Origin of the sequence: Streptomyces thermovulgaris (assembly GCF_002155915.1) — a bacterium.
Taxonomy (GTDB): Bacteria; Actinomycetota; Actinomycetes; order Streptomycetales; family Streptomycetaceae; genus Streptomyces; species Streptomyces thermovulgaris.
Window position 1 is genome coordinate 1 of sequence record NZ_MUME01000019.1, and the last position, 23243, is coordinate 23243.

Below are 23243 nucleotides of genomic sequence, written 5' to 3' on the forward strand. Positions count from 1 at the left end.
CCCGCAGGTGCGGGGAGCAGGTGGACGGCGCGCGAGTGCGAGGAGTATTTGCGGGGCCATCCCCGCAGGTGCGGGGAGCAGCGCGAATCTCGGCGTCCGCCGCGACGTGATGACGGGCCATCCCCGCAGGTGCGGGGAGCAGCCACCATATCCATATTCAGGTTCACAATAACTTGGGCCATCCCCGCAGGTGCGGGGAGCAGCGGAGTTCGGCCGGTGTCTTCTGCGTCATGGCGGGGCCATCCCCGCAGGTGCGGGGAGCAGACCTTCCGCCGGCCGATCGCGAGCGCGGCGACGGGGCCATCCCCGCAGGTGCGGGGAGCAGACTGCGTGACCTGCGAGTCTACGGCGCAGGGGGCGCGGTTTTCACCAGTTTCACCGATTCCGGCAAAAGACGCGAGAGGCTGCACATCCGGCAAACAGGCGTGGGGGCGGAACTTCTGCAAGCGGCGGCTACTACGTCAGGTCCCATCGCCACACACCCCCACGACAGGACAGCTGTGTACCGGCGTCCCGCACATGAAGGACGTCCTTCTCCTCGTCCCACAGCATCCGGAGAACTTCGTCCCGTTCCTCACCGTGCAGAACCCTCTTCCACAGCGGATCGAGGTTCGTCCCGGGAGTCGGCAGTTCGACCGAACGCACCTGCTCCATGCGGAGAGTCGCCGGCCCGAGAGGGGTGTACTCGACGGTCTCGGACTCCGCCACCGCTTTGTCGAACCTCAGCCCGACCTCCACGCCCCGCTCTCCCGCGGGGAGGACGGACAGCTGGAAACCCTCGGGCTCGATGCCTACTTCACCGGCCACGCCGGGAATCTCCCCGTCCAGGATCTCCCGGCCGAGGGAGGTACGGAGCTCGTCCAGGATCGGAGTGCATCCACTCCACATCCACTCCACATGGGAATCCTTCGCTCTGTTCGCCGATGGTGGCAGTGCGCGGAGGGCGTCGCCCGCTGTCGGCCTGTATACGCGCACAGCACCCTCTGTGTTGAACCGGACCGCTGAGCCGTCGCCCACAAGCGTGCGGCTGCTTCCCTTGCTTCGGGTGCGAAGCACGCTCGCACACCCATGCGCCGGCGAACACCACCGCCGCACACGCGAACAGCACCATGGCATCGGCCCTGCCCCACGACGCCGCGGCACGGGTCTTGCCGGGCTCAAGGGCCGGGTCGTCGCACTCGACGGAACCCTGCGCGCCGGGCCGGAGGACGGCGGCTTCCGCCTGACGGCGGTGCTGCCGCTGCGATGAACACGCCCTCGCCCTCCTCCCGGTGAGGAGCCGTCCTCCTCCCGGTGAGGACCGGCGCCCGTCTCCCGCCTTCGGCGGATCAGGTCCCGGGGGAGACGGACACGGCCTCGTCGGCCCCCGCCATGAGCCGGTCGCCCAGGGCGCTGCGCCGGTACAGGACCTGGCGTCCGGCGCGGGCCCGGTTGACCAGGCCCGTGGCGTGCAGCACCCGCAGATGCTGGGAGACGGCGCTCGGGGTGACGCGGAGCCGGCGGGCCAGTTCCACCGTGGACAGCGGCTCTTCGAGAAGGCCGAGCAGCCGTGCCCGGGGCGCGCCGAGCAACGACACGAGGGCGCGCGGGTCGGCGGCGGACGCGGATTCCCCCGTGGACTCCCACAAGGTGGCCACTCCACGGCTCGGATAGACGAGCTCCGGCGGCACATCGGGGCTGACCGGGGGCGCGGGCTTGTGCGCGAACACGGACGGCAGCAGAAGCAGCCCCCGGCCGGAGGCCGCCACCCGGTGGCTGCTGATCATCTTGTCGATGTGCAGCTCCCCGTTGTGCCAGCGCAGGTTCGGGTGCATGTCGGCGAACAGCAGCCGGGCGCCGCCCAGGGCGAGTTGGCGGGCGCGGTAGGTCATGTCGGCCTCCAGGACCCGCCGCATCTGCGGCCACATCGGCTCGATGGCCACCTTCCAGTACTGCCGCAGGAGTGCGCAGAGCGCGTCGCGGAGCTCGGCGACGGCGGCGTCGTCGCCGGTGACGGCGTCCCGCAGGGCCTCGGGAAGCGGGTCCGGTGCGTGCGTGAGCCGCAGGTCGTGGCGGACCCGGGCGGGCGGCACCCGGCGGACGGCGGCGAGCTGCTCCTCGAAGGACGGCGCGAAGCAGGCGGGTGTGGGGGTGAGGAAGTCGGGGAGGGTGCGTCTGCGCGCCACCAGGGACATCAGCAGCCCGGTGTCCAGCGGTGCGAGTCCGCCGAGGACGGATCTGCGCCAGGGAAGGTGCAGCGCGGACAGGCCGGGATCCTGCAACACCCGCAGACTGAGCAGGGTTTCGTGCAGGGGCGAGAGGGCGAACCGTGTGTTCGCCAGATCCTCGACGCCCAGCACAAATGTGATCATTAAGCCATACGCTACATCGATTGGCGGCGCGGCGCCGGTGCGCTGCACTTCGGCGCATGACCTCCCCCACTTCTGCGCGGTGCCCGGCGAGGGGCACCGAAGCCGTGCACGGCACCGGCACCGTCGTCGCACCGGTGGGGCGGCCGTGAGCCGCCGGCTGCTTCTGCTGCTGTCCCTCACCTGCGCGGTGGCGGTGGGCAACCTCTACTTCCCGCAGGCCATCACCCCGCTGCTCGCCGACGGGCTGCGGGTCTCCCCCGACTCGGCCACCCTGGCGGTGACCGCCACTCAGGTCGGCTACACGGCGGGGATCGTGCTGCTGGTGCCGCTCGGCGACCGGTTCCCCCGCCGGAGGTTCCTCGTCGTGCTGCTCGTCTGCACCGGGCTGGCGCTGCTCGCCGCGGGCTGTGCGCCCGCGCTGACGCCTCTCGTCGCCGCCGGCACTCTCGTCGGGCTCACCACCGTGGCCGCCCAGATCGTCGGTCCCCTGGCGGTCGGGCTCGTGGCCGCCGACCGCCGCGGGGCGGTCGTCGGCGCCCTGCTGAGCGGATCGACCTGCGGCATGCTGCTCGCCCGTACCTTCAGCGGCACCCTCGGCACCTGGCTGGGCTGGCGGGCCCCCTATCTGGTCGCCGCCGCCCTGGCCCTGCTGCTCGCCGTCGCCCTGGCCTCCGCCCTCCCGGCCGTACGCCCGGACGCCCCCGGGTCGTCCGTCCCCGCGCTTCTGGCCGCACCGCTGCGGCTGCTGCGCACCGAGCCGGAGCTGCGCCGCTCCTGCTTCTACCAGGCGACCGTCTTCGCCGGGTTCTCGGCCGTGTGGACCTGTCTGGCGCTCCTTCTGGCCGGTCCGGCCTACCGGCTGGGCGGCCAGGCCGTCGGCATGCTCGCCCTGGTCGGCGGAGCGACCATGCTCTGCACGCCGCTCGCCGGGCGCCTTGTGGACCGCAGGGGACCGGATCCGGTGAACCTCGTCTGCCTGCTCGGCGTCCTGCTGTCCGCCGCGGTCCTCGTCCCCGGTTCCCGGGGCGGCGTGCCGGGGCTGGCCGCCCTGGTCCTCGGCACGCTGCTCCTGGACGTCTCGATGCAGTCCGGCATGGTCGCCAACCAGGCCCGGGTCTACGCCCTGCGTCCCGAGGCGCGCGGCAGGCTCAACACCGCCTACATGACCTGCGCCTATCTGGGCGGCAGCGCGGGTTCCTGGCTCGGGGTGCGGGTCTGGGAGCGGGCCGGCTGGGGCGGGGTGTGCGCACTCGTCGCGTTCCTGGCCGCCCTCGCCCTGGCCCGCCATCTGCCGGTCCTGCTCAGGCCCTCCGCCGGGACGGCACCGCGGCCCTCCGGGAAGGAGGCCCACGCTGCCCGCTCCGGGGAGGAGCGGGGCCCGGCGCTGTAGCGCGGGCCGCCTGCTTCCGCGCCGGCCGCCGTGCCGACTCATGGCGGAGCCCCGACGCGGTCGTCCCGAGACGTCCGGCCGGGGCAACGGCAAGGGCCCCGCCGCCCGGAGGCGACGGGGCCCTTGCCCACATGGGATGAGTGGAGATGGCGGGAATCGAACCCGCGTCCAACGGTGCAGAACCAGGGCTTCTCCGTGTGCAGTCCGCTTCGCTTTTCTCGGCCCCGGAGATCACGCGGACAAGTCTCCGACGGGCTCAGTCACTGTGTGGTTTCCCTCTTCACCCCGTGACCGGGCTGGAGGTTGAGTCCTCTAGCTGATGCCAGACTCCGGGCCGAGGACACTCCCGGGCTGACACTCCCTTTGAGTAGGAGGCTCGCTCGCGCTGCTTATCAGGCAGCGAGGGCGAAGGCCTGCTGGGAGGAATCGCGCTTGATGTTGGCGATTATTTTTTTCGGCCTGTGGTTTACGAGATCATGGCCGCTTCCTCGACACGCTTCCCCTGCTTCAACAACCGCTGTCGAAACCGATCATCCCCATGTTGACTTTTCAACCCCCTCCAGGAGGGGTCGCATGCACCGTCCTGCGGTGCTGGCGCCATGGTACGTGACCAACGCCGGTCGATGCCACCGTATTCCCGCCGGTCACCCGGCTGTGGCACCGGGTTCACCCCCGTCGGGCCACCCATGCGCCTCTTGCTGCAACGCCCGGGGGCGCCGGATCATTCCCGGCCGCCGCACGGGCCCTACAGCCGCTGCCGGCGCCGTGCCGCCGCCATCGCGCGCTGCGCCTCACGGCGGTCCTGCTTCTCGCGGAGGGCCTGCCGCTTGTCGTAGTCCTTCTTGCCCTTCGCCAGCGCGATCTCGACCTTGGCCCGGCCGTCCTTGAAGTACAGGGAGAGCGGCACGATCGTGTGCCCCGTCTCCTGGGACTTCGCCTCCAGCTTGTCGATCTCCGAGCGGTGCAGCAGCAGCTTCCGCTTGCGGCGGGCGCTGTGGTTGGTCCACGTGCCCTGGCTGTACTCGGGCACGTGCACGTTGTACAGCCACGCCTCGCCGCCGTCCATCTGCACGAAGCCGTCGGTCAGCGTGGCCCGTCCCTGGCGCAGCGACTTCACCTCTGTCCCCATCAGCACCAGACCGGCCTCGTAGGTGTCGAGGATGTGGTAGTCGTGCCGCGCCTTCTTGTTCTGCGCGATCAGCTTGCGCCCTTTTTCCCTAGCCATAGTGCCGCCCATTTTCGCACTGCACAGGGGTGGCCGTGCGCGGGCGAAGGGCGCGTGCCCGCCGTGCACTACCGCGTGCCCGCCGTGCCCTACGACGAGGCGCCCAGGCCCGTCAGGACCGTCTCGGCCCGCTCCATCGCGTCGCTGCCCGCCTCCAGGTCGGGGATGATGCCCCGGCCGTCCACGGCGTGGCCGCCGGGGGTGCGGTAGTGCCCGACCGTGAGTTCGGCGACGGAGCCGTCGGGCAGCCGGCTCGGCATCTGCACCGAGCCCTTGCCGAAGGTGCGCGAGCCCATGACGACCGCGCGGCCGCGGTCCTGGAGGGCCCCGGTGAGCAGTTCGGCGGCGCTCATCGTGCCGCCGTCGACGAGGGCGACCAGGGGGCGGGTGGTGTCGCCGCCGGGGTCGGCGTGCAGGGCGCGCTGCTCGCCGTCGACGTCGTAGGTGGCGACCAGGCCGCCGTCGAGGAAGACGGAGGCGGTGGTGACGGCCTCGGCGACCAGGCCGCCGGAGTTGCCGCGCAGGTCCAGGATGATCCCGGAGGCGGGCGGGGAGCGCCGTACGGCCGAACGGACCTCGTCGCCCACGCCCTTGGTGAAGGCGGAGATCTCGATGACGGTCACGTCGGAGGCCGGGTGCCGCACCGTGACCGGCTCCGTGGACAGACGGGCCCGGCGCAGGGTCGTGCTCCATGTGCGTGTGCCGCGCTGCAGGCCCAGGGTGACGGCGCTGCCGACGGAGGCGTGTTCCGCGTCGCCGCGCAGCAGGGAGACGACCTCGGTGACGGACAGGCCGTCCACCTTCCTGCCGTCGACGCTGCGCAGCCGGTCGCCCGCGCGGATGCCGGCGGCGGCCGCGGGCGAGCCCGCCCGGACCCTCGTCACCTCGATACGGCCGTCCCGCTCGCGCCGGGCCCGCAGCCCGACGCCGGTGTACCGGCCGTCCAGGGACTCCTGGAACTCCTCGTACTCGCCGCGGGAGTAGACGGCACCCCAGCGGTCGCCGCTGCGGCTGACCGCGCGTTCGGCGGCCTGCAAGGGGGACTTGCCGTCGGCCATGGCCTCGGCCGCCGCGCGTCTCACGTCCTCGTCCCGGCCGCCCGCGACGGCGGCCGTGGGACCGGTCTGCCTCGACTCGGTCTTCCGCTCGTGGTGGCCGGGCAGGGACCCCGTCACCGCACCGGCGGCGAGCACACCGACGAAAACCGCTGTCAGGGCGACCCCGGTACGGCCGCGTCGAGGCTGACAGAACAGGTCACGACCCGACATGGCGGTGAGTCTAGGACAAGGCCCCGGGACCGTACGGCCGGTCGGGTGTACGGCCCCGTTGGCATGCGTCACACCTTCAGGTACTTGCGCAACGCGAAGAACGCTGCCACCGCGGGCATCAGCACACTTGTCGCAAGGATGAGCGGCAGCTTGGTCAGGACCGCGTCCCAGCCGATGAAGTTGATCAGGTTCAGCTTCTCCGACAGCGCCAGACCGTTGTCGATGATGAAGTACCGCCCGATGATCAAAAAGCCGCAGGCGAGCACGCCGCCGATCAGTCCGGCGACCGCCGCCTCCATGATGAACGGCGCCTGGATGTAGAAGCCGGAGGCACCCACCAGGCGCATGATCCCGGTCTCCCGCCGGCGGCTGAACGCCGACACGCGCACGGTGTTGACGATCAGCATCAGCGCCACGACGAGCATCAGCGACATCACCGCGCGCGCGGCCCAGTTCATGCCGTTCAGCAGCCCGAAGAGGTTGTCCAGGATGCCCTTCTGGTCCTGCACGGACTGCACGCCGTCACGGCCGTTGAAGGCGCTCGCGATGACCTTGTACTGCTCCGGGTTCTTCAGCTTGATCCGGTACGACTCCTGCATCTGGTCCGGTGTGATGGTGTTGGCCAGCGGAGAGTCGCCGAACTGCTCCTTGTAGTGCTTGTAGGCCTCGTCCTGGGACTCGTAGGTGACCTTCTCGACCACCGACATCTTCTTCAGGTCGGTGAGGATCGCCTTCTTCTGGTCCTCGGTGACCGCGCCCTTGGCACAGTTGGGGTCGTTCTGGGCGTTGCTCTTGTTGCAGAGGAAGATCGAGACGTTGATCTTGTCGTACCAGTAGCCCTTCATCTGGTTGACCTGGTCGCTCATCAGGAGCGACCCGCCGAACAGGGCCAGCGACAGGGCGACGGAGACGATGACGGCGAAGGTCATCGTCAGATTGCGGCGGAGACCGACACTGATCTCCGACAGGACGAACTGGGCGCGCATGGCGTCTGGTCAAGCCTTTCCGTCGTGGACTTCGCTCAGTGCTGGTAGCCGTAGACGCCGCGTGCCTGGTCGCGGACGAGACGGCCCTTGTCCAGCTCGATGACGCGTTTGCGCATCTGGTCCACGATGTTCTGGTCGTGGGTCGCCATCACCACGGTGGTACCCGTCCGGTTGATGCGGTCGAGCAGCTTCATGATGCCCACGGAGGTCTGCGGGTCGAGGTTGCCGGTGGGCTCGTCGCAGATGAGCAGCTTGGGCCGGTTGACGAAGGCCCGCGCGATGGCGACGCGCTGCTGCTCACCACCGGACAGCTCGCCCGGCATCCGGTCCTCCTTGCCGCCGAGCCCGACGAGCTCGAGCACCTGCGGCACGGACTTGCGGATCTCGCCGCGCGACTTGCCGATGACCTCCTGCGCGAAGGCGACGTTCTCGGCCACCGTCTTGTTCGGCAGGAGCCGGAAGTCCTGGAAGACCGTCCCCAGCTGGCGGCGGATCTGCGGCACCTTCCAGTTGGAGATGCGGCCGAGGTCCTTGCCCAGGACGTGCACCTGCCCATGGGTGGCCCGCTCCTCGCGGAGGATCAGCCGCAGGAAGGTGGACTTTCCGGAGCCGGAGGACCCCACGAGGAACACGAACTCGCCCTTCTCCACCTCCAGGGACACATCCCTGAGGGCTGGACGGCTCTGCTTGGGGTAGACCTTGGAGACGTTGTCGAATCGGATCACGGATGCACCACGGGTCGCCGGGGGTAGATGAGCGTGACCTTACGCGAATCGGGTGGGGGTGCGCAGTCGCCGGTCGGCGTTGAGTGCGGGTTGTACATTTTTGTGCCGTGCGTGTACCGGGGCTCGCTCTCGGCTCAGCCACCCGCGCGCCGTTCGAGGGAACCTGGCATGGTGGACGGGGGAACATTCGTGTGTCTGTGAGCGTTTCTATGAACGGAACCGGTGCAAGGAGGGCGAGCGCATGACGTACGACCGGCTGGTGTGCGCGAACTGTGCGGCGCCCGTGAGCGAAGGCCGGTGCCCCGTGTGCCGTGCGAGCCGCGAACGGCTGCAGCAGGAGAACTTCTTCGCGGGGCTGAACCCGATGGCGCTGATCGCGCTGCTGGCGGTGCTGATCGCCGCGGTGGCGCTGCTGGCACACCAGACGGCGTAGAGCTCGCGTACGAATGCACACGAAGGGGCCCGGAGCCTGCCGCTCCGGGCCCCTTCGGCGTTCAGGACGCCCGTACGGCCCGTACCGGATGCACGGACCGCACGGACACCACTACCCTCGGTGCCGCTGTCAGGCAGCAGCGCCGCCGCGGCCCGCCATCACACGCGGCAGGACCCGGAAGGCGATGCCGCCGGCGATCATCGTCGCGGCACCGACCAGCAGGAACGTGGTCTGAGCGGCACCGGTCTCGGCGAGCTCCTGACCGTTGCCCTGCGGCGAGGTGTTCGAGACGGAGCCGGTGTCGGTGAGGGCCGAGGAGCCCTTCTCCTGCGGGACGGCGTTGTTGCCGCCGCCGTTGGGAACGGTGCCGCCCTGGCCGCCCTGACCGCCCTGACCGCCCTTGCCGCCACCCGGCTGGTCCTGGTCGTCACCCGGCTCCTCGCCCGGCTGGCTCGGGGTGTCGCCCGGCTCGCTCGGGACACCGGTGGGCTCCTCGGTGGGCTCCTCGGTGGGCTCCTGAGTCGGCTCCTCCGTGGGCTCCTCGGTGGGCTCCTCGCCGGGCTCCTCCGACGGAATCTCGGTGGGCTCCTCGGTGGGCTCCTCCGACGAGTCGCCGTCGCCCGGCTCCTCGTCGCCGTTGCCCTGCACCTCTGCCGTGAGGGTGAGGCTGCTCTTGCCGGCCTCCGCGCCGGCACCCAGCTCGAAGGCCGAGGCAGCGCCCGCGGCGGTCAGCGAGGCGCCGGCCGCGATCACGGCGCCGGCGGCAATGCGCGCGACACGAATCCGCGTCTTCTTCGTCATGTGGTTGCTACCCCCAGTAGCTGTTCATCCATGAGGCCGCGCTCGGGGCGGTGATCAACGGAGGTAGCCGAATGAGAGAGCCCCCCGGTTCACATGCGCCCCGAAGAACGCACGCCGCCGTTAACCCTTCCACATTTCAAAACGGCGTCAAGGCCGTTGCGCGCTCGATGTCCTGGTACGCGCTCTTTGCCGGAGGGTGTCGCCGCAAGTGTGACGCAAAACGCATGGACTTGGGCAGACAAAAGGCAACTACCGCATCCGGGGCGGCAGTTGCCTTGTCGACAAAACGCCTGTTTTCCCTCGCCGTTCCCACGGCGTCTGCTGCGTCTACTGCTTCTGCTGTTCCTGCTGCTTCTTCTGCTGTTCCTGCTGCTTGCGCCAGCGGATGCCGGCCTCGAGGAAGCCGTCGATCTCACCGTTGAACACGGCCTCGGGATTGCCGACTTCGTACTCGGTGCGCAGGTCCTTGACCATCTGGTACGGGTGCAGGACGTACGAACGCATCTGGTTGCCCCAGGAGTTGCCGCCGTCGCCCTTGAGCGCGTCCATCTTGGCCTGCTCCTCCTGCCGACGCAGCTCGAGCAGCTTGGCCTGCAGGACGTTCATCGCCGTGGCCTTGTTCTGGATCTGCGAGCGCTCGTTCTGGCAGGAGACGACGATGCCGGTGGGGATGTGGGTGATCCGCACGGCGGAGTCGGTGGTGTTGACGCCCTGGCCGCCGGGCCCGGAGGACCGGTAGACGTCGATGCGCAGATCGGACTCGTCGATCTCGACGTGGTCGGACTGCTCCACGACGGGCAGGACCTCGACACCGGCGAAGGAGGTCTGCCGGCGTCCCTGGTTGTCGAAGGGCGAGATCCGGACGAGCCGGTGGGTGCCCTGCTCGACGGAGAGGGTGCCGTAGGCGTACGGCGCCTGCACGACGAAGGTGGTCGACTTGATGCCGGCCTCCTCCGCGTACGAGGTCTCGTAGACCTCGGTCTTGTAGCCGTGCCGCTCGGCCCAGCGCAGGTACATGCGCTGCAGCCGCTCGGCGAAGTCGGCGGCGTCGACGCCACCCGCCTCGGCGCGGATGTTGACGAGCGCCTCGCGGGCGTCGTACTCACCGCTCAGAAGGGTCCGGACCTCCATCTCGTCCAGCGCCTTCTTGACCGCCGCGAGCTCCGCCTCGGCCTCGGACAGCCCGGCCGCGCCGGTGCCGTCCGCCGGGTCCGCACCCGCCTCCGCGTCCGGGGCGGCCTCCGCCTCCGGGCCGGCCGCCGGGTCCGCACCGTGCTCCGCGGCAGCCGCGGTGTCGTCCCGCCCGCCGGTCTCCGTCGCGGTGCCGGTGTCCCGGGTGCCGGCTCCCGGGCCGGGCTCCGGGGTGTCGGGTCCGGAGCGTGGGGTGCTCTCCGGCTCGCTCACAGCGTGCTCCAGTCGTGATCGGGATAGCGGTGCACGGGCGCCGACACGTCGTCGAGCGCCTGGCAGATCTCGTCAGGAAGACTAAGCGCCTCCGCCGACAGTGCCGCCGTGAGCTGCTGTGCGGTGCGGGCGCCGACGATCGGCGCGGTCACGCCGGGGCGGTCGCGGACCCAGGCGAGGGCGATCTGGAGCGGGGTCACCGCCAGTCCGTCCGCCGCCGTGGACACCGCGTCCACGATGCGGCTGGCGGTCTCGTCGAGGTACGGCTCGACGAAGGGAGCCAGATGCTCCGAGCCGCCCCGCGAGTCCGGCGGCGTCCCGTTGCGGTACTTGCCGGTCAGCACACCGCGGCCCAGCGGCGAGGAGGGCAGCAGGCCGATGCCCAGGTCGAGGGCGGCCGGCAGCACCTCGCGCTCGATGCCCCGCTGCAGCAGCGAGTACTCCATCTGCGCGCTCGCCAGCCGCGTCCGGGTGTCCGGTGCCGCGAGCTGCCAGGTCGCCGCCTTGGCCAGCTGCCAGCCGCAGAAGTTCGAGACCCCGGCGTAGCGCACCCGGCCGCTGCGCACGGCCAGGTCCAGCACCTGGAGGGTCTCCTCCAGCGGTGTGTAGGGGTCGTAGGCGTGGATGTGCCACACGTCGATGTAGTCCGTGCCGAGGCGGGCGAGCGAGGCGTCCAGCGCCGCCAGCAGATGGCCGCGGGAGCAGTCGAAGCGGCGGTCCGGGTCCGGGACGCTGCCCGCCTTGGTCGAGATGACCAGGTCACGGCGGGGCACCAGGCCGTCCATGAGCCGCCCGAGCAGGTACTCGGCTTCCCCGTCGCCGTACACGTCGGCCGTGTCGACGAGGGTGCCGCCCGCCTCCCAGAACACCTTCAACATGTCCGCGGCGTCGTGCTCGTCGGTGTCCCGGCCCCAGGTCAGGGTGCCGAGGCCGATGCGGGACACGCGCAGGCCCGTACGGCCGAGATACCTCTGCTCCATGGACGCCGAGATTACTGGCCGGAGTTGAGACATGGGTCGTCCGTGGGTGACCCGCTGTCCCGCCGGCCCGCGCTAGTGTTCCCGGAACAAGGGACGTTACTGATCGGTAAGGGGAACGGCATGCAGCTCGGGATCAACCTCGGCTACTGGGGTGCCGGGATGGACACGGACAATCTGGCCGTCGCACGGGAGGCGGACCGGCTCGGCTATGCCGTCTGCTGGGCGGCCGAGGCCTACGGCTCCGACGCGGCCACCGTGCTCGCCTGGGTCGCCGCGCAGACCGAGCGCATCGACGTCGGTTCGGCCATTTTCCAGATCCCCGCCCGGCAGCCCGCGATGACGGCGATGACGGCCGCCACGCTGGACTCGCTGTCCGGCGGTCGCTTCCGGCTCGGCCTCGGCGTCTCCGGTCCGCAGGTCTCCGAGGGCTGGTACGGCGTCAAGTTCGACAAGCCGCTGGCCCGCACCCGTGAGTACGTCGAGATCGTCCGCAAGGCGATGTCCCGCGAGCGGCTGACGTACGAGGGCGAGCACTGGACGCTGCCGCTGCCCGGCGGCCCGGGCAAGCCGATCAAGCTGACCGTGCACCCGCAGCGCGAGCGCATCCCGCTCTACATCGCCGCCATCGGACCGAAGAACCTGGAGCAGACCGGCGAGATCGCCGACGGCGCCCTGCTCGTCTTCCCCTCCGCCGACCACCTGGAGGAGACGGCGGTCAAGCACCTGCGGACGGGCCGCGCGAAGGCCGGCCTGACCATGGACGGCTTCGACGTCTGCCCGACCCTGCCGCTCGCCGTCGGCGACGACAAGGACGTGGCCCGGCTCGCCGACACCTTCCGTCCCTACACGGCGCTGTACGTCGGCGGCATGGGCAGCCGCGAGCAGAACTTCTACAACCGGCTCGCCTGCCGCATGGGCTACGAGAAGGCGGCGGCCGAGATCCAGGACAAGTACCTCTCGGGCGACAAGCGGGGCGCCGAGGCCGCCGTGCCGCAGGAGCTCATCGACCGGACCACGCTGCTCGGCTCCGTCGACCGGATCGCGGACCGCATGAAGGCGTACGCGGAGGCCGGTGTCACCACGCTGACCCTCGCCCCCGCCGGCCTCACCCTGGAGGAGCGGCTCGCCTCCCTCCGCGCCGGCGTCGAGGCCCTGGAGCGCGCGGGGCTGGCGTAGGCACGGACGGCACGAAGCGCACACAAAGCCCCGGCACGCCCGCAACGCCCTGCCGGCCGCGCCCGCCGGGCACGGAGGCCTTCCACGGCCGTGGTGGGGGCTCGGGGGCTCACCCCGCCACGGCCGTCACCGGGAACAACGCGCCCGCGCCCGCCCGGTCACGCCGGCACCGGACCGCCCGGCGCCCTCCGGACGCGGGCCCGGGGCCGGGCCACCGTCCGGACGGGCCGGGGCACTGCCCGGAGGGAGCCGACGACCGCGGGGGCTCCCGTGGCCGTGGGCCGGACCGTGCCCCGGCGGCTACAGCCAGCCCCGCTGTTTGAGCAGCCGGTACAGCAGCAGCTCCAGCAGCGCCATCAGCACGATCACCGCCGGGTACGACCAGGACCAGTGCAGCTCCGGCATGTGCGAGAAGTTCATGCCGTAGATCCCGGCGATCACCGTGGGAATCGCGGCCAGGGCCGCCCAGGCGGAGATCTTCCGCATGTCGTCGTTCTGCTGGACGGTGATCTGCGCCAGATGCGCCGACAGAATGTCCGAGACCGAACGGTCCAGGCTCTCCACGGACTCGTTGACCCGGGTCAGATGGTCGCTGACGTCCCGGAAGAAGGGCCGCGCCCTGTCGTCCACGAAGGGCACGGCCGGGGGGAGGACGCCCGAGCCCGTGCCGGTGCCGGCCAGACGGGACATCGGCAGGGCCAGCGGGCCCGTGGCCCGCCGGAACTCCGTGATCCGGCGTTTGAAGTCGTAGATGCGCGAGGCCATGGGCCGTGAGCCGCCCCGGTCCGGTGAGAAGACCTCCGTCTCCAGCTCCTCCAGGTCCGTCTGCAGCTCGGTGGCCACCCTCAGATAGTGGTCGACGGCGGAGTCGACGATCGCGTACAGCACGGAGGTGGGGCCCCGGCGGAGGAGCTCCGGCTCCTGCTCCAGCCGGCGTCGTACGGCCTCGGGCCCGTCGCTCTCGCCGTGGCGCACCGTCACCGCGAACGCGTCGCCCAGGAAGACCATGATCTCGCCGGTGGCGAGGGCGTCACGGCGCGGCTCGTGGATCACGGACTTGAGCACCACGAACAGCGAGTCGTCGTAGACCTCCAGCTTGGGGCGCTGATGGGCCTTCAGGGCGTCCTCGACCGCCAGCGGATGCAGCGAGAGCTCCTCGGCGACCAGACCGAACTCCTGCTCGTCCGGCTCGTACAGCTCCACCCGGACGAACCCCCCGACGGCCCGCGCCTCGGCCAGCGCACCGGAGAAGTCCCCGGGGCCCGGGGCGCGGCGGCCGTCGCGGTAGACGGCGCAGTCGACGATCAACGGGCCCCTCCGGGCGCGCCGAGCGGGAACCGGGCCTGCACATCCGCCTCCAGTCCTCGGGGAAACCGGGCCGGTCCGGCCTCCCGCACCGCCCGGGAGAAGTTCCCCGTGCCGTCCGGGAGAGGTCCTTCGGACCGTCCGGAAGAGATGTCGAGGAATGTGTTCCCCTTTCGGCCCGGGCCACCGCCCGGACCGTTTGTGCGCCTACCCTGGCCGCATGCCCACGCTGATCCTTGTCAGGCACGGACGTTCCACCGCGAACACCGCCGGACTGCTGGCCGGCCGGACTCCCGGGATCGCCCTGGACGAACGCGGTGCCGCACAGGCCGCGGCGCTGCCCGGGCGGCTCGAGGGGCTGCCGGTCGCCGAGGTCGTCACCAGTCCGCTGCAGCGCTGCCGGGAGACGGTACGGCCGCTGCTCAAGGCCCGGCCGGAGCTGACGGCGCACGTCGACGAACGCATCGGGGAGTGCGACTACGGCGACTGGTCCGGCCGCAAGCTCGCCGAGCTCAAGGACGAGCCGATGATGGAGGTGGTGCAGGCGTACCCCTCGGCGGCGGCGTTCCCCGGCGGCGAGTCCCTGCGTGCGATGCAGGCACGCGCCGTCGAGGCGGTGTGCGAGTGGAACGCGCGCGTGGAGCGCGACCACGGGGCCGACGCGGTCTATCTGATGTGCTCGCACGGCGACATCATCAAGTCCCTCGTCGCGGACGCGCTCGGCCTGCACCTGGACCTCTTCCAGAGGATCTCGGTCGAACCGTGTTCCGTCACCGCGATCCGCTACACCCGGATGCGCCCCTTTCTGGTCAGGCTCGGGGACACCGGGGACTTCGCGTCCCTGGTGCCGCGCGAGGAGCCCGCGGACGGCGACGCACCCGTCGGGGGCGGCGCGGGCGCCCCGTGATCGTCGGCCGCAGTAGGGTGAAGCGGTCGCCGACGTGCCGACCGGGTCGATGCGCCGATCCCGTCGGCTCTCCCGATTCCGCCATCCACACGATTCCCTTGGAGACAGGACGTGTCCCGTCAGGTGTTCCTCTACGACCCCCCGGACCGCTTCGTGGCCGGGACGGTCGGACTGCCCGGGCGCCGTACGTTCTTCCTCCAGGCCTCCGCCGGCTCACGGGTGACCAGCGTGGCCCTGGAGAAGACCCAGGTCGCCGCGCTCGCCGAGCGCATGGAAGAACTGCTCGACGAGGTGGTGCGCCGCAGCGGCGGCAGTGCCGCCGTGCCCGCCGTGGCGCCCGCCGAGATCGCCGACACCGACCCGCTGCAGACCCCCATCGAGGAGGAGTTCCGGGTCGGCACCATGGCACTTGCCTGGGACGGAGAGGACCAGCGTCTGATCGTCGAGGCGCAGGCGCTCGTCGAGATCGACGTGGAGTCCGAGGAGGATCTCGCCGAGGCCGAGGAACGGCTGCTGCAGGACGAGGAGAACGGCCCCCCGGTGCTGCGGGTCCGGCTCACCGGCGCGCAGGCGCGGGCGTTCGCCAAGCGTGCCATGGACGTCGTCAACGCCGGACGGCCGCCGTGCCCGCTGTGCAGTCTCCCGCTCGACCCGGAGGGACATGTATGTCCGCGCCAGAACGGATACCGCCGCGGAGCGTGACGCCCGGGGAGGCGTCCACCGAGCTGCTCGCCCGGGGCGAGCTGACCGTGCGCGGCCGGATCCGCGAGGCCTCCAACGCGGCGCTGCTGTGCACGGTCGCGTACGACGGCCAGGAGGCGTCCTGCATCTACAAGCCGGTCGCGGGGGAGCGCCCGCTGTGGGACTTCCCCGACGGCACGCTCGCCGCGCGCGAGGTGGCCGCGTACGAGGTCTCCGAGGCGACCGGCTGGGGTCTGGTGCCGCCCACCGTGCTGCGCGACGGCCCGTACGGCGAGGGCATGGTGCAGCTGTGGGTCGAGGCGACCGCCGACGGCGGGCTGCTCGCGCTGCTGGACGCCGAGGAGCCGGAACCGGGCTGGAAGGCGATCGGCTTCGCCGAGGTCGGCCAGGGCCGTACCGCGCTGCTGGTGCACGCCGACGACGAACGGCTGCGCCGGCTGGCCGTCCTGGACGCCGTGATCAACAACGCCGACCGCAAGGGCGGCCATCTGCTGCCCACCGCCGACGGGAACCTGTACGGCATCGACCACGGCGTCACCTTCAACGTCGAGAACAAGCTGCGCACCCTGCTGTGGGGCTGGGCGGGCGAACCGCTTCCGCCGGAGACCCTGGAGGTCCTCGGACTCCTCGAGGAGGCCCTCGCCGACGGCGCCCCCCTCGCCACCCGTCTGGCCTCCCTGATCACCCCGGCCGAACTCGAGGCCACACGCGCACGCGTGCGCACCCTTCTCACCACCGGCACCCACCCGGAGCCCGCCGGGAACTGGCCGGCGATCCCCTGGCCACCGATATAGGCCGGCCGGTGCGGCCCGGTCGGTACGGGCCTGCCGGCGCAGGCCGGTCATCGGCGTGGTGCGGCCGTCGCACCGGCCGGGCGCCGCACCACGCCGATGACCGGCCGATGCGACGGCGGCGGGCACGGACCGCCGCCCGCCGGAAGCGGGCGGAGGCACACCCGGCCGAATCGCGCAAGAGCGCTTTTCCGGTCATCCGGCCCGATCCGGTTCGTGTACGGGACCGCGGTCCGGTTACGCTCATGACATGCATGCCTGGCCCGCTTCCGAGGTCCCCGCCCTGCCGGGCCGGGGCCGCGACCTGAGGATCCACGACACCGCGACCGGGGGCCTGGTCACCCTCCAGCCCGGTCCCGTCGCCCGCATCTACGTCTGCGGCATCACCCCGTACGACGCGACCCACATGGGGCACGCGGCGACCTACAACGCGTTCGACCTCGTGCAGCGCGTGTGGCTCGACACCAAGCGGCAGGTCCACTACGTCCAGAACGTGACCGACGTCGACGATCCCCTGCTGGAGCGGGCCCAGCGCGACAACGTCGACTGGGTGCGGCTGGCCGAGCGGGAGACGGCCCTGTTCCGTGAGGACATGACCGCTCTGCGCATGCTGCCGCCCCGGCACTACGTCGGCGCCGTGGAGGCGATACCCGGCATCGTCCCGCTGGTCGAGCGGCTGCGGGACCTGGGCGCGGCGTACGAGCTCGAGGGGGACGTGTACTTCTCCGTCGAGTCCGACCCCCATTTCGGCAAGGTCTCCCACCTGGACGCCGAAACGATGCGTCTGCTGTCCGCCGAGCGGGGCGGCGACCCCGACCGTCCCGGCAAGAAGAACCCCCTCGACCCGGTCCTGTGGCTGGCCGCCCGGGACGGGGAGCCCAGCTGGGACGGCGGCTCCCTCGGCCGGGGCCGGCCCGGCTGGCACATCGAGTGCGTGGCGATCGCCCTGAAGCACCTCGGCATGGGCTTCGACATCCAGGGCGGAGGCTCCGACCTCGCCTTCCCGCACCACGAGATGGGCGCCTCGCACGCCCAGGTGCTCACCGGCGAGTTCCCGATGGCCAAGGCCTATGTGCACGCCGGCATGGTCGCCCTCGACGGCGAGAAGATGTCCAAGTCCAAGGGCAATCTGGTCTTCGTGTCGCAGCTGCGGCGCGACGGCGTGGACCCGGCCGCCATCCGGCTCGCCCTCCTCGCCCACCACTACCGCTCCGACTGGGAGTGGACCGACCAGGTCCTCCAGGACGCCGTGGCCCGTCTGGGCCGCTGGCGCTCGGCCGTCTCCCGGCCCGACGGCCCGCCCGCCGACGCGCTGCTCGAGGAGATCCGCGAGGCCCTCGCGGACGATCTGAACGCCCCCGCGGCGCTCGCCGCGGTCGACCGCTGGGTGGCCCTCCAGCAGGAGCGGGGAGGCGACGACACCGGCGCCCCCGGCCTGGTCTCGCGCGCCGTGGACGCCCTGCTGGGCGTGGCTCTCTGAGCCGGGCGCCGGACACCGCATCGGACGCCGGAAGGGGGCGGTGCGCGCGATGCGCACCGCCCCCGGGCCGTTCACTCCTCCGACGAGTCCGTGCCGTCCTTACCGCCCTTGTCGTCCGTGCCGCCGGTGTCCTCCGCGCCGCCTTCGGCATCCGTGCCGTCCACGGCGCCGGTCCCCGGCCCCGACGGCCGTGCACGGCCTCCGGGCCCCTCCCGCCGGTACGAGCCGCCCTCGGCGCCGTCCGCCGCGGTGGACCCGCCCGATGCGCCGCTGCGGTCCCGGCGCCGCAGATACCGCTCGAACTCGCGGGCGATCGCCTCGCCCGACGCCTCGGGCAGCTCCGCGGTGTCCCGGGCCTCCTCCAGCGTCTGCACGTACTCCGCGACCTCGCTGTCCTCGGCGGCGAGCTGGTCCACCCCGACCTGCCACGCCCGTGCGTCCTCCGGCAGCTCGCCCAGCGGAATGCGCAGGTCGAGCAGGTCCTCCAGCCGGTTGAGCAGGGCCAGGGTGGCCTTCGGGTTCGGCGGCTGCGAGACGTAGTGCGGCACCGCCGCCCACAGCGAGACCGCCGGGACACCGGCGTGCGTGCAGGCCTCCTGCAGCACGCCCACGATGCCCGTCGGCCCCTCGTACTTGCTCTCCTCCAGATCCATCCGACGGGCCAGATCCGGATCCGACGTGGTCCCGCTGATCGGCACCGGACGGGTGTGGGGGGTGTCGCCGAGCAGCGCTCCCAGGAGGACCACCAGCTCCACGCCGAGTTCATGGGCGAAGCCGAGCAGCTCGTTGCAGAACGAGCGCCAGCGCATGGACGGCTCGATGCCGTGGACCAGCACCAGGTCGCGCGGCTTGTCCCCCTCGGCCCGGACCACCGACAGCCTCGTCGTCGGCCAGGTGATCCTGCGGGTGCCGCCGTCGATGAACACCGTGGGGCGGTTCACCTGGAAGTCGTAGTAGTCCTCGGCGTCCAGCGCCGCGAACACCTCGCCCTTCCACTCCCTGTTCAGGTGCGCGACCGCGGCGGAGGCGGCGTCGCCGGCATCGTTCCAGCCCTCGAACGCGGCCACCATGACCGGGTCGATCAGCTCGGGAACCCCCTCGAGCTCGATCACCCAGTGCCTCCTTCCGACGTGCCCTCGCCTGACCCACCAACCTTACGGCGTACGGCGGTGACGCTCGCAGCCCCCTTGCACGGGGGAGTGAACGGATGACTGCCCCGTTCCCCGTGAGCGAACACCCCGGGAGCGCCGTCGAAGCGGACAGGAGCGCCGTCGCAGCGAAGAGCGCGGCGCAGCCGCTGCTCGGCGCTCGCGATGTGCACGGTCGCCCAGGAGCGCGCCGCCTCCGCGTCCCGGTCGCGCAGCGCCCCGAGAATCGCGCGGTGCTCGTGCAGGGTGCGGGCCACCGCGCCCTCCTGGAGCACGACGCGCCAGATCCGGGTCCGGGCGGCGGGCCCGGACAGCACGTCGAGCAGGGAGCAGAGCACCGGGTTGCCCGAGCCCTGCGCGATGCCCCGGTGGAACTCCAGGTCGCAGGCGACCAGCTCCTCCACCGGGGGCGCGTCGCCGAGCGCGTCCAGCCGGGCCTCGAGCGCGTCCAGTTGCCTCTCGTCGAGACGCGTGGCCGCCATCGCGGTCGCGGCCGGTTCCAGGATGCGGCGCACCGCCAGGAACTCCGGCGCCGTCTCGTCGCGGTGGAAGTCGGCGACGAAGCCCACGGCCTCCAGCAGCAGGTGCGGGTCCAGGCTGGTGACGTAGGTGCCGTCCCCCTGCCGCACGTCCAGGATCCGGATCAGCGACAGCGCGCGCACCGCCTCCCGCAGGGAGTTGCGCGACAGGCCCAGTTCCGCGGCGAGTTCGCTCTCCTTGGGCAGCCGGTCGCCGGGGCGCAGCACGCCGGAGACGATCATGTTCTTGATCTTCTCGATCGCCTCGTCGGTCACCGCCATGCCGGGCCTCCCGGTCGCTCAGACATCGGATGTCTGAGCACATTATGGGGGCGCGGAAGAAGGACAAGACAGGCGTTGCGGGCAAGGAGGACGACGGGGACGCCGGGGGAGAGGAAGACGGGACGGCGGGGCGGCGGGCCGGTCCCCGTGCGCCGGGAGCCGGCCGCCGCCCCGCCGGCGGTCACTTCGCCTCGAGCAGCTTCCGCACCTTCGCCCGGATCTCGTCCGTGGCCAGACCGCGGATGGTCAGCGTCGTCCGCCGGCGCAGCACGTCCTCCGGGGTCTCGGCCCACTCGTGGTCGCGGGCCCAGACGACCTGCGCCCAGATCTCCGGGGCGTCCGGGTGGATCCGCTCGCCCAGCTCCGGGTTCTCGTTCGCCAGCCGGGCGATGTCGAAGGCCAGCGACCCGTAGTGGGTGGCCAGGTGCCGGGCGGTGTCGGCGGCCATGCGCGGACCGGGCGCCGGACGGTCCGCCAGCAGCCGGTGGGCGACCGCGCGCGGGTGGGAGATGCCCGGCAGCGGCAGCTTCTTCGGCAGCGAGGAGACCGGCTCGAAGTCCTCGCCCAGCGGGGCGCCCGGCAGCGTCTGGAGCTTCTTCATCACCGTGCGGCCGATGTGCCGGAAGGTCGTCCACTTGCCGCCCGCCACCGACAGCATGCCGCCCCTGCCCTCGGTCACCACCGTCTCGCGCCTGGCCTTGGCGGTGTCGCCGGGCCCGCCCGGCAGCACCCGCAGACCGGCGAAGGCGTAGGTGATCAGGCCGCGGTCGAGCTGCTGGTCGCGCAGGGAGAACGAGGCCTCGTCGAGTATCTGGGCGACGTCCTTGTCGTTGACCGCGACCTTCGCCGGATCGCCCTCGTACTCCTCGTCGGTCGTGCCGAGCAGCAGCATGTCCTCCCAGGGGAGGGCGAAGGTGATGCGGTACTTGTCGATCGGGGTGGCCAGCGCCGCCCGCCACGGCGAGGTGCGCTTGAGGACCAGGTGCGCGCCCTTGGACAGACGGATGGACGGCGCCGCGTTCGGGTCCTCCATCCTGCGCAGACGGTCCACCCACGGTCCGGTCGCGTTCAGCACCAGCCGGGCGTTCACCCCGAACTCGTCGCCGGAGATCCGGTCCTTCAGCTCCGCGCCGGTGACCCGGCCCCGGGTGAAGCGCAGCCCGGTCACCTCGGCGTGGTTGAGGACGACCGCGCCCGACTCGACGGCCGCGCGGACCGTCATCAGCGCCAGGCGCGCGTCGTTCATCTGGGCGTCGCCGTAGACGGCCACGGCCTTGAGGTTCTCGGTGCGCAGCTCGGGCACGTCCCGCACGGCCTTCGCCGGGCTGAGCAGACGGCCCACGCCGTCGCCGAAGGCGGACAGCGCGGAGTAGGCGAACACACCGGCCCCGAGCTTCGCCGCGCCGTGCGGCCCGCCCTTGTACACGGGGAGGTAGAAGGTGAGCGGATTCGTCAGGTGGGGGGCCACCTGGCGGGAGACCGCACGGCGCTCGAAGTGGTTCTCCGCCACCAGCTTCACCGCACCCGTCTGCAGATAGCGCAGACCGCCGTGGAGCAGCTTGGAGGAGGCGGAGGAGGTGGCGCCGGCGAAGTCGCCGGCGTCGACCAGAGCCACCCTGAGACCGGACTGCGCGGCGTGCCAGGCGGTGGAGATGCCCAGGATGCCGCCGCCGATCACGAGGAGGTCGTACGTCGCCTTGGAGAGCTGCTCCCGGGTCTCGGCGCGGCTCGGATTCGGGCCGTGGGCCGGGCGCGTCCCCAGGGCAGGTACGGTCTGCAGGGTGGACCGACTGGTCATCGCGGTTTCTACTCCTCGTTCTCGAGCCAGCCCATGGTCCGTTCGACGGCCTTGAGCCAGTTCCTGTACTCGCGGTCGCGGGTCTCCGCGTCCATACGGGGGGTCCACTCGGCGGCCCGGCGCCAGTTGGCGCGCAGGTCGTCGGTGCTGTTCCAGAAGCCGACGGCGAGACCGGCGGCGTAGGCGGCGCCGAGGCAGGTGGTCTCGGCGACCATCGGGCGCACCACGGGGGCGTCCAGGAAGTCCGCCAGGGTCTGCATCAGCAGGTTGTTGGAGGTCATGCCGCCGTCGACCTTGAGGGCGGTGAGCTCCACCCCGGAGTCCTTGGTCATGGCGTCGGCGATCTCCCGCGTCTGCCAGGCGGTGGCCTCCAGGACGGCGCGCGCGAGGTGCGCCTTGGTGACGTACCGGGTCAGGCCGGCGATCACACCGCGGGCGTCGGAGCGCCAGTACGGGGCGAACAGGCCGGAGAAGGCCGGCACGAAGTAGGCGCCGCCGTTGTCCTCGACCGAGAGCGCCAGCGTCTCGATCTCGGCGGCGGTGGAGATCAGGCCCATCTGGTCGCGCATCCACTGCACCAGTGAGCCGGTGACGGCGATCGAGCCCTCCAGGGCGTAGACCGGCTTGTCGTCGCCGATCCGGTAGCCGACGGTGGTCAGCAGCCCGCTGTAGGAGTTGATGATCCTGTCACCGGTGTTCATCACCATGAAGGTGCCGGTGCCGTACGTCGACTTGGCCTCGCCCTCCGAGAAGCAGGTCTGGCCGAACAGGGCCGCCTGCTGGTCGCCGAGGGCGGAGGCGACCGGGATGCCGCCGAGCAGCTCGCCCAGCCTGCCGCCCCTGATCTCGCCGTAGACCTCGGCGGAGGAGCGGATCTCGGGCAGGATCTGCGGCGGCACGCCGATCGACTGGCAGATCCTCGGGTCCCACTCCATGGTGTGGAGGTTCATCAGCAGGGTGCGGGAGGCGTTGGTGACGTCGGTGACGTGTCTGCCGCCGTTCGGGCCGCCCGTCAGGTTCCAGACGACCCAGGTGTCCATGGTGCCGAAGAGCAGGTCGCCCGCCTCGGCGCGCTCGCGCAGGCCCTCGACGTTGTCGAGCAGCCAGCGGACCTTGGGGCCGGCGAAGTAGGAGGCGAGGGGAAGGCCGGTCTCGCGGCGGAAGCGGTCCTGGCCGACATTGCGGCCGAGTTCCTTGCACAGGGCGTCGGTGCGGGTGTCCTGCCAGACGATGGCGTTGTGGACGGGCTCACCGGTGTTCCTGTCCCACAGCACGGTGGTCTCGCGCTGGTTGGTGATGCCGATGGCCTTGATGCCGTCGCGGGTGATGCCGGCCTTCCGGATGGCTCCGGCGACGACCTCCTGGACGTTGGCCCAGATCTCGGTGGCGTCGTGTTCGACCCAGCCCGGCCTGGGGAAGATCTGCTCGTGCTCCTTCTGGTCGACGGAGACGATCCGTCCGTCCCGGTCGAAGACGATGCAGCGGGAGGAGGTGGTGCCCTGGTCGATGGCCGCGATGAACGGTCCCTGGCCGTGGGATGCGATGCCGGCGGGACGGGCGTCGGTCACTGTGT

General features: G+C 71.5%; 20 protein-coding genes, 1 other RNA gene, 1 pseudogene and 1 CRISPR repeat array. Of the genes and pseudogenes, 7 read left to right on the forward strand and 15 right to left on the reverse strand.

Annotated features, from left to right (window positions below):
* Positions 1-53 precede the first annotated feature (53 nt).
* A CRISPR array of direct repeats spans positions 54-326; the repeat unit is 29 nt; unit sequence GGGCCATCCCCGCAGGTGCGGGGAGCAGC.
* A gap of 130 nt (positions 327-456) precedes the next feature.
* Both CCN35_RS02260 and CCN35_RS02270 read right to left on the reverse strand, forming a co-directional pair.
* Positions 457-888: a hypothetical protein gene (locus tag CCN35_RS02260; protein WP_067388424.1), complete on the reverse strand. Its 432-nt coding sequence runs from the start codon at positions 886-888 to the stop codon at positions 457-459.
* Positions 889-1328: 440 nt separating this feature from the next.
* Positions 1329-2351, reverse strand: a complete 1023-nt coding sequence (locus CCN35_RS02270) for an ArsR/SmtB family transcription factor (RefSeq protein ID WP_067388020.1) — start codon at positions 2349-2351, stop codon at positions 1329-1331.
* 145 nt (positions 2352-2496) lie between these two features.
* Here CCN35_RS02270 and CCN35_RS02275 point away from each other — a divergent pair, with 145 nt between their 5' ends.
* Positions 2497-3741, forward strand: a complete 1245-nt coding sequence (locus CCN35_RS02275) for an MFS transporter (protein WP_086791352.1) — start codon at positions 2497-2499, stop codon at positions 3739-3741.
* 138 nt (positions 3742-3879) lie between these two features.
* On the opposite strand, the gene ssrA is transcribed toward CCN35_RS02275, so the two are convergent.
* From ssrA to ftsE, 5 genes are all read right to left on the reverse strand, one after another.
* Positions 3880-4279: a transfer-messenger RNA gene (gene ssrA / locus CCN35_RS02280) on the reverse strand.
* 207 nt (positions 4280-4486) lie between these two features.
* Positions 4487-4966: an SsrA-binding protein SmpB gene (gene smpB / locus CCN35_RS02285; protein WP_067388018.1), complete on the reverse strand. Its 480-nt coding sequence runs from the start codon at positions 4964-4966 to the stop codon at positions 4487-4489.
* 89 nt (positions 4967-5055) lie between these two features.
* Complete coding sequence (locus tag CCN35_RS02290; RefSeq protein WP_079129460.1) at positions 5056-6234, reverse strand: S41 family peptidase; 1179 nt, start codon at positions 6232-6234, stop codon at positions 5056-5058.
* 68 nt (positions 6235-6302) lie between these two features.
* Positions 6303-7220, reverse strand: coding sequence for a permease-like cell division protein FtsX (gene ftsX, locus CCN35_RS02295; RefSeq protein WP_067388016.1), 918 nt, complete (start codon positions 7218-7220; stop codon positions 6303-6305).
* A 35-nt stretch (positions 7221-7255) separates the two neighbouring features.
* On the reverse strand, positions 7256-7945 hold the full coding sequence (gene ftsE, locus CCN35_RS02300) for a cell division ATP-binding protein FtsE (protein ID WP_067388014.1): 690 nt from the start codon (positions 7943-7945) through the stop codon (positions 7256-7258).
* A 241-nt stretch (positions 7946-8186) separates the two neighbouring features.
* On the opposite strand from ftsE, the gene CCN35_RS02305 reads away from it, so the two are divergent.
* On the forward strand, positions 8187-8378 hold the full coding sequence (locus CCN35_RS02305; protein WP_067388012.1) for a hypothetical protein: 192 nt from the start codon (positions 8187-8189) through the stop codon (positions 8376-8378).
* Between the two features lie 129 nt (positions 8379-8507).
* Here the strand turns inward: CCN35_RS02305 and CCN35_RS02310 are convergent, their stop codons facing one another.
* The 3 genes from CCN35_RS02310 to CCN35_RS02320 all read right to left on the reverse strand — a co-directional run bounded on the left by CCN35_RS02310 (position 8508) and on the right by CCN35_RS02320 (position 11563).
* Positions 8508-9179 carry a PT domain-containing protein gene (locus tag CCN35_RS02310; RefSeq protein WP_086791354.1) on the reverse strand — a complete coding sequence of 224 codons (672 nt, stop codon included), beginning with the start codon at positions 9177-9179 and terminating at the stop codon, positions 8508-8510.
* A 327-nt stretch (positions 9180-9506) separates the two neighbouring features.
* Positions 9507-10649, reverse strand: coding sequence for a peptide chain release factor 2 (gene prfB, locus CCN35_RS02315; RefSeq protein WP_425444274.1), 1143 nt, complete (start codon positions 10647-10649; stop codon positions 9507-9509).
* Positions 10580-11563, reverse strand: coding sequence for an aldo/keto reductase (locus tag CCN35_RS02320; protein ID WP_067394819.1), 984 nt, complete (start codon positions 11561-11563; stop codon positions 10580-10582). The genes prfB and CCN35_RS02320 overlap by 70 nt, the downstream gene beginning before the upstream one ends.
* Positions 11564-11683: 120 nt before the next feature.
* On the opposite strand from CCN35_RS02320, the gene CCN35_RS02325 reads away from it, so the two are divergent.
* Positions 11684-12739, forward strand: coding sequence for an LLM class F420-dependent oxidoreductase (locus tag CCN35_RS02325; protein ID WP_067394822.1), 1056 nt, complete (start codon positions 11684-11686; stop codon positions 12737-12739).
* Positions 12740-13039: 300 nt separating this feature from the next.
* Here the strand turns inward: CCN35_RS02325 and CCN35_RS02330 are convergent, their stop codons facing one another.
* Complete coding sequence (locus CCN35_RS02330; RefSeq protein WP_067394825.1) at positions 13040-14047, reverse strand: magnesium and cobalt transport protein CorA; 1008 nt, start codon at positions 14045-14047, stop codon at positions 13040-13042.
* Positions 14048-14264: 217 nt separating this feature from the next.
* On the opposite strand from CCN35_RS02330, the gene CCN35_RS02335 reads away from it, so the two are divergent.
* The 4 genes from CCN35_RS02335 (at position 14265) to mshC (ending at position 17924) form a co-directional block, all read left to right on the forward strand.
* Positions 14265-14951, forward strand: coding sequence for a histidine phosphatase family protein (locus tag CCN35_RS02335; protein ID WP_067394828.1), 687 nt, complete (start codon positions 14265-14267; stop codon positions 14949-14951).
* Positions 14952-15062: 111 nt separating this feature from the next.
* On the forward strand, positions 15063-15653 hold the full coding sequence (locus CCN35_RS02340; RefSeq protein ID WP_067394830.1) for a DUF3090 domain-containing protein: 591 nt from the start codon (positions 15063-15065) through the stop codon (positions 15651-15653).
* The gene (locus CCN35_RS02345; protein WP_079129733.1) at positions 15617-16447 is read left to right on the forward strand and encodes an SCO1664 family protein; all 831 of its coding nucleotides are present in this window, start codon (positions 15617-15619) and stop codon (positions 16445-16447) included. The genes CCN35_RS02340 and CCN35_RS02345 overlap by 37 nt, the downstream gene beginning before the upstream one ends.
* Before the next feature lie 247 nt (positions 16448-16694).
* Complete coding sequence (mshC, locus tag CCN35_RS02350; RefSeq protein ID WP_086791355.1) at positions 16695-17924, forward strand: cysteine--1-D-myo-inosityl 2-amino-2-deoxy-alpha-D-glucopyranoside ligase; 1230 nt, start codon at positions 16695-16697, stop codon at positions 17922-17924.
* Positions 17925-17995: 71 nt separating this feature from the next.
* Here the strand turns inward: mshC and CCN35_RS02355 are convergent, their stop codons facing one another.
* The 4 genes and pseudogenes from CCN35_RS02355 to glpK form a co-directional block, all read right to left on the reverse strand.
* Positions 17996-19036 (reverse strand): PAC2 family protein, encoded by a 1041-nt coding sequence (locus CCN35_RS02355; RefSeq protein WP_067394839.1) that lies wholly within the window; start codon positions 19034-19036, stop codon positions 17996-17998.
* A 167-nt stretch (positions 19037-19203) separates the two neighbouring features.
* Positions 19204-19872 (reverse strand): annotated as a pseudogene (locus CCN35_RS02360) (FadR/GntR family transcriptional regulator); the annotation flags it as partial.
* A 181-nt stretch (positions 19873-20053) separates the two neighbouring features.
* Positions 20054-21670 (reverse strand): glycerol-3-phosphate dehydrogenase/oxidase, encoded by a 1617-nt coding sequence (locus tag CCN35_RS02365; protein ID WP_067394842.1) that lies wholly within the window; start codon positions 21668-21670, stop codon positions 20054-20056.
* 8 nt (positions 21671-21678) lie between these two features.
* A complete protein-coding gene (gene glpK, locus CCN35_RS02370) occupies positions 21679-23214 on the reverse strand; it encodes a glycerol kinase GlpK (protein ID WP_086791359.1) in 1536 nt (511 codons plus the stop codon).
* Between the last annotated feature and the right edge of the window lie 29 nt (positions 23215-23243).

Bases quoted from the DNA above. Each gene is read 5' to 3' on its own strand.
- CCN35_RS02335 (WP_067394828.1), top strand. From the start codon at position 14,265: ATGCCCACGCTGATCCTTGTCAGGCACGGACGTTCCACCGCGAACACC.
- CCN35_RS02290 (WP_079129460.1), bottom strand. From the start codon at position 6,234: ATGTCGGGTCGTGACCTGTTCTGTCAGCCTCGACGCGGCCGTACCGGG.
- CCN35_RS02270 (WP_067388020.1), bottom strand. From the start codon at position 2,351: ATGATCACATTTGTGCTGGGCGTCGAGGATCTGGCGAACACACGGTTC.
- smpB (WP_067388018.1), bottom strand. From the start codon at position 4,966: ATGGCTAGGGAAAAAGGGCGCAAGCTGATCGCGCAGAACAAGAAGGCG.
- mshC (WP_086791355.1), top strand. From the start codon at position 16,695: ATGCATGCCTGGCCCGCTTCCGAGGTCCCCGCCCTGCCGGGCCGGGGC.
- CCN35_RS02365 (WP_067394842.1), bottom strand. From the start codon at position 21,670: ATGACCAGTCGGTCCACCCTGCAGACCGTACCTGCCCTGGGGACGCGC.
- CCN35_RS02310 (WP_086791354.1), bottom strand. From the start codon at position 9,179: ATGACGAAGAAGACGCGGATTCGTGTCGCGCGCATTGCCGCCGGCGCC.
- CCN35_RS02305 (WP_067388012.1), top strand. From the start codon at position 8,187: ATGACGTACGACCGGCTGGTGTGCGCGAACTGTGCGGCGCCCGTGAGC.
- CCN35_RS02320 (WP_067394819.1), bottom strand. From the start codon at position 11,563: ATGGAGCAGAGGTATCTCGGCCGTACGGGCCTGCGCGTGTCCCGCATC.
- CCN35_RS02345 (WP_079129733.1), top strand. From the start codon at position 15,617: ATGTCCGCGCCAGAACGGATACCGCCGCGGAGCGTGACGCCCGGGGAG.
- ftsX (WP_067388016.1), bottom strand. From the start codon at position 7,220: ATGCGCGCCCAGTTCGTCCTGTCGGAGATCAGTGTCGGTCTCCGCCGC.
- CCN35_RS02260 (WP_067388424.1), bottom strand. From the start codon at position 888: ATGTGGAGTGGATGCACTCCGATCCTGGACGAGCTCCGTACCTCCCTC.
- CCN35_RS02325 (WP_067394822.1), top strand. From the start codon at position 11,684: ATGCAGCTCGGGATCAACCTCGGCTACTGGGGTGCCGGGATGGACACG.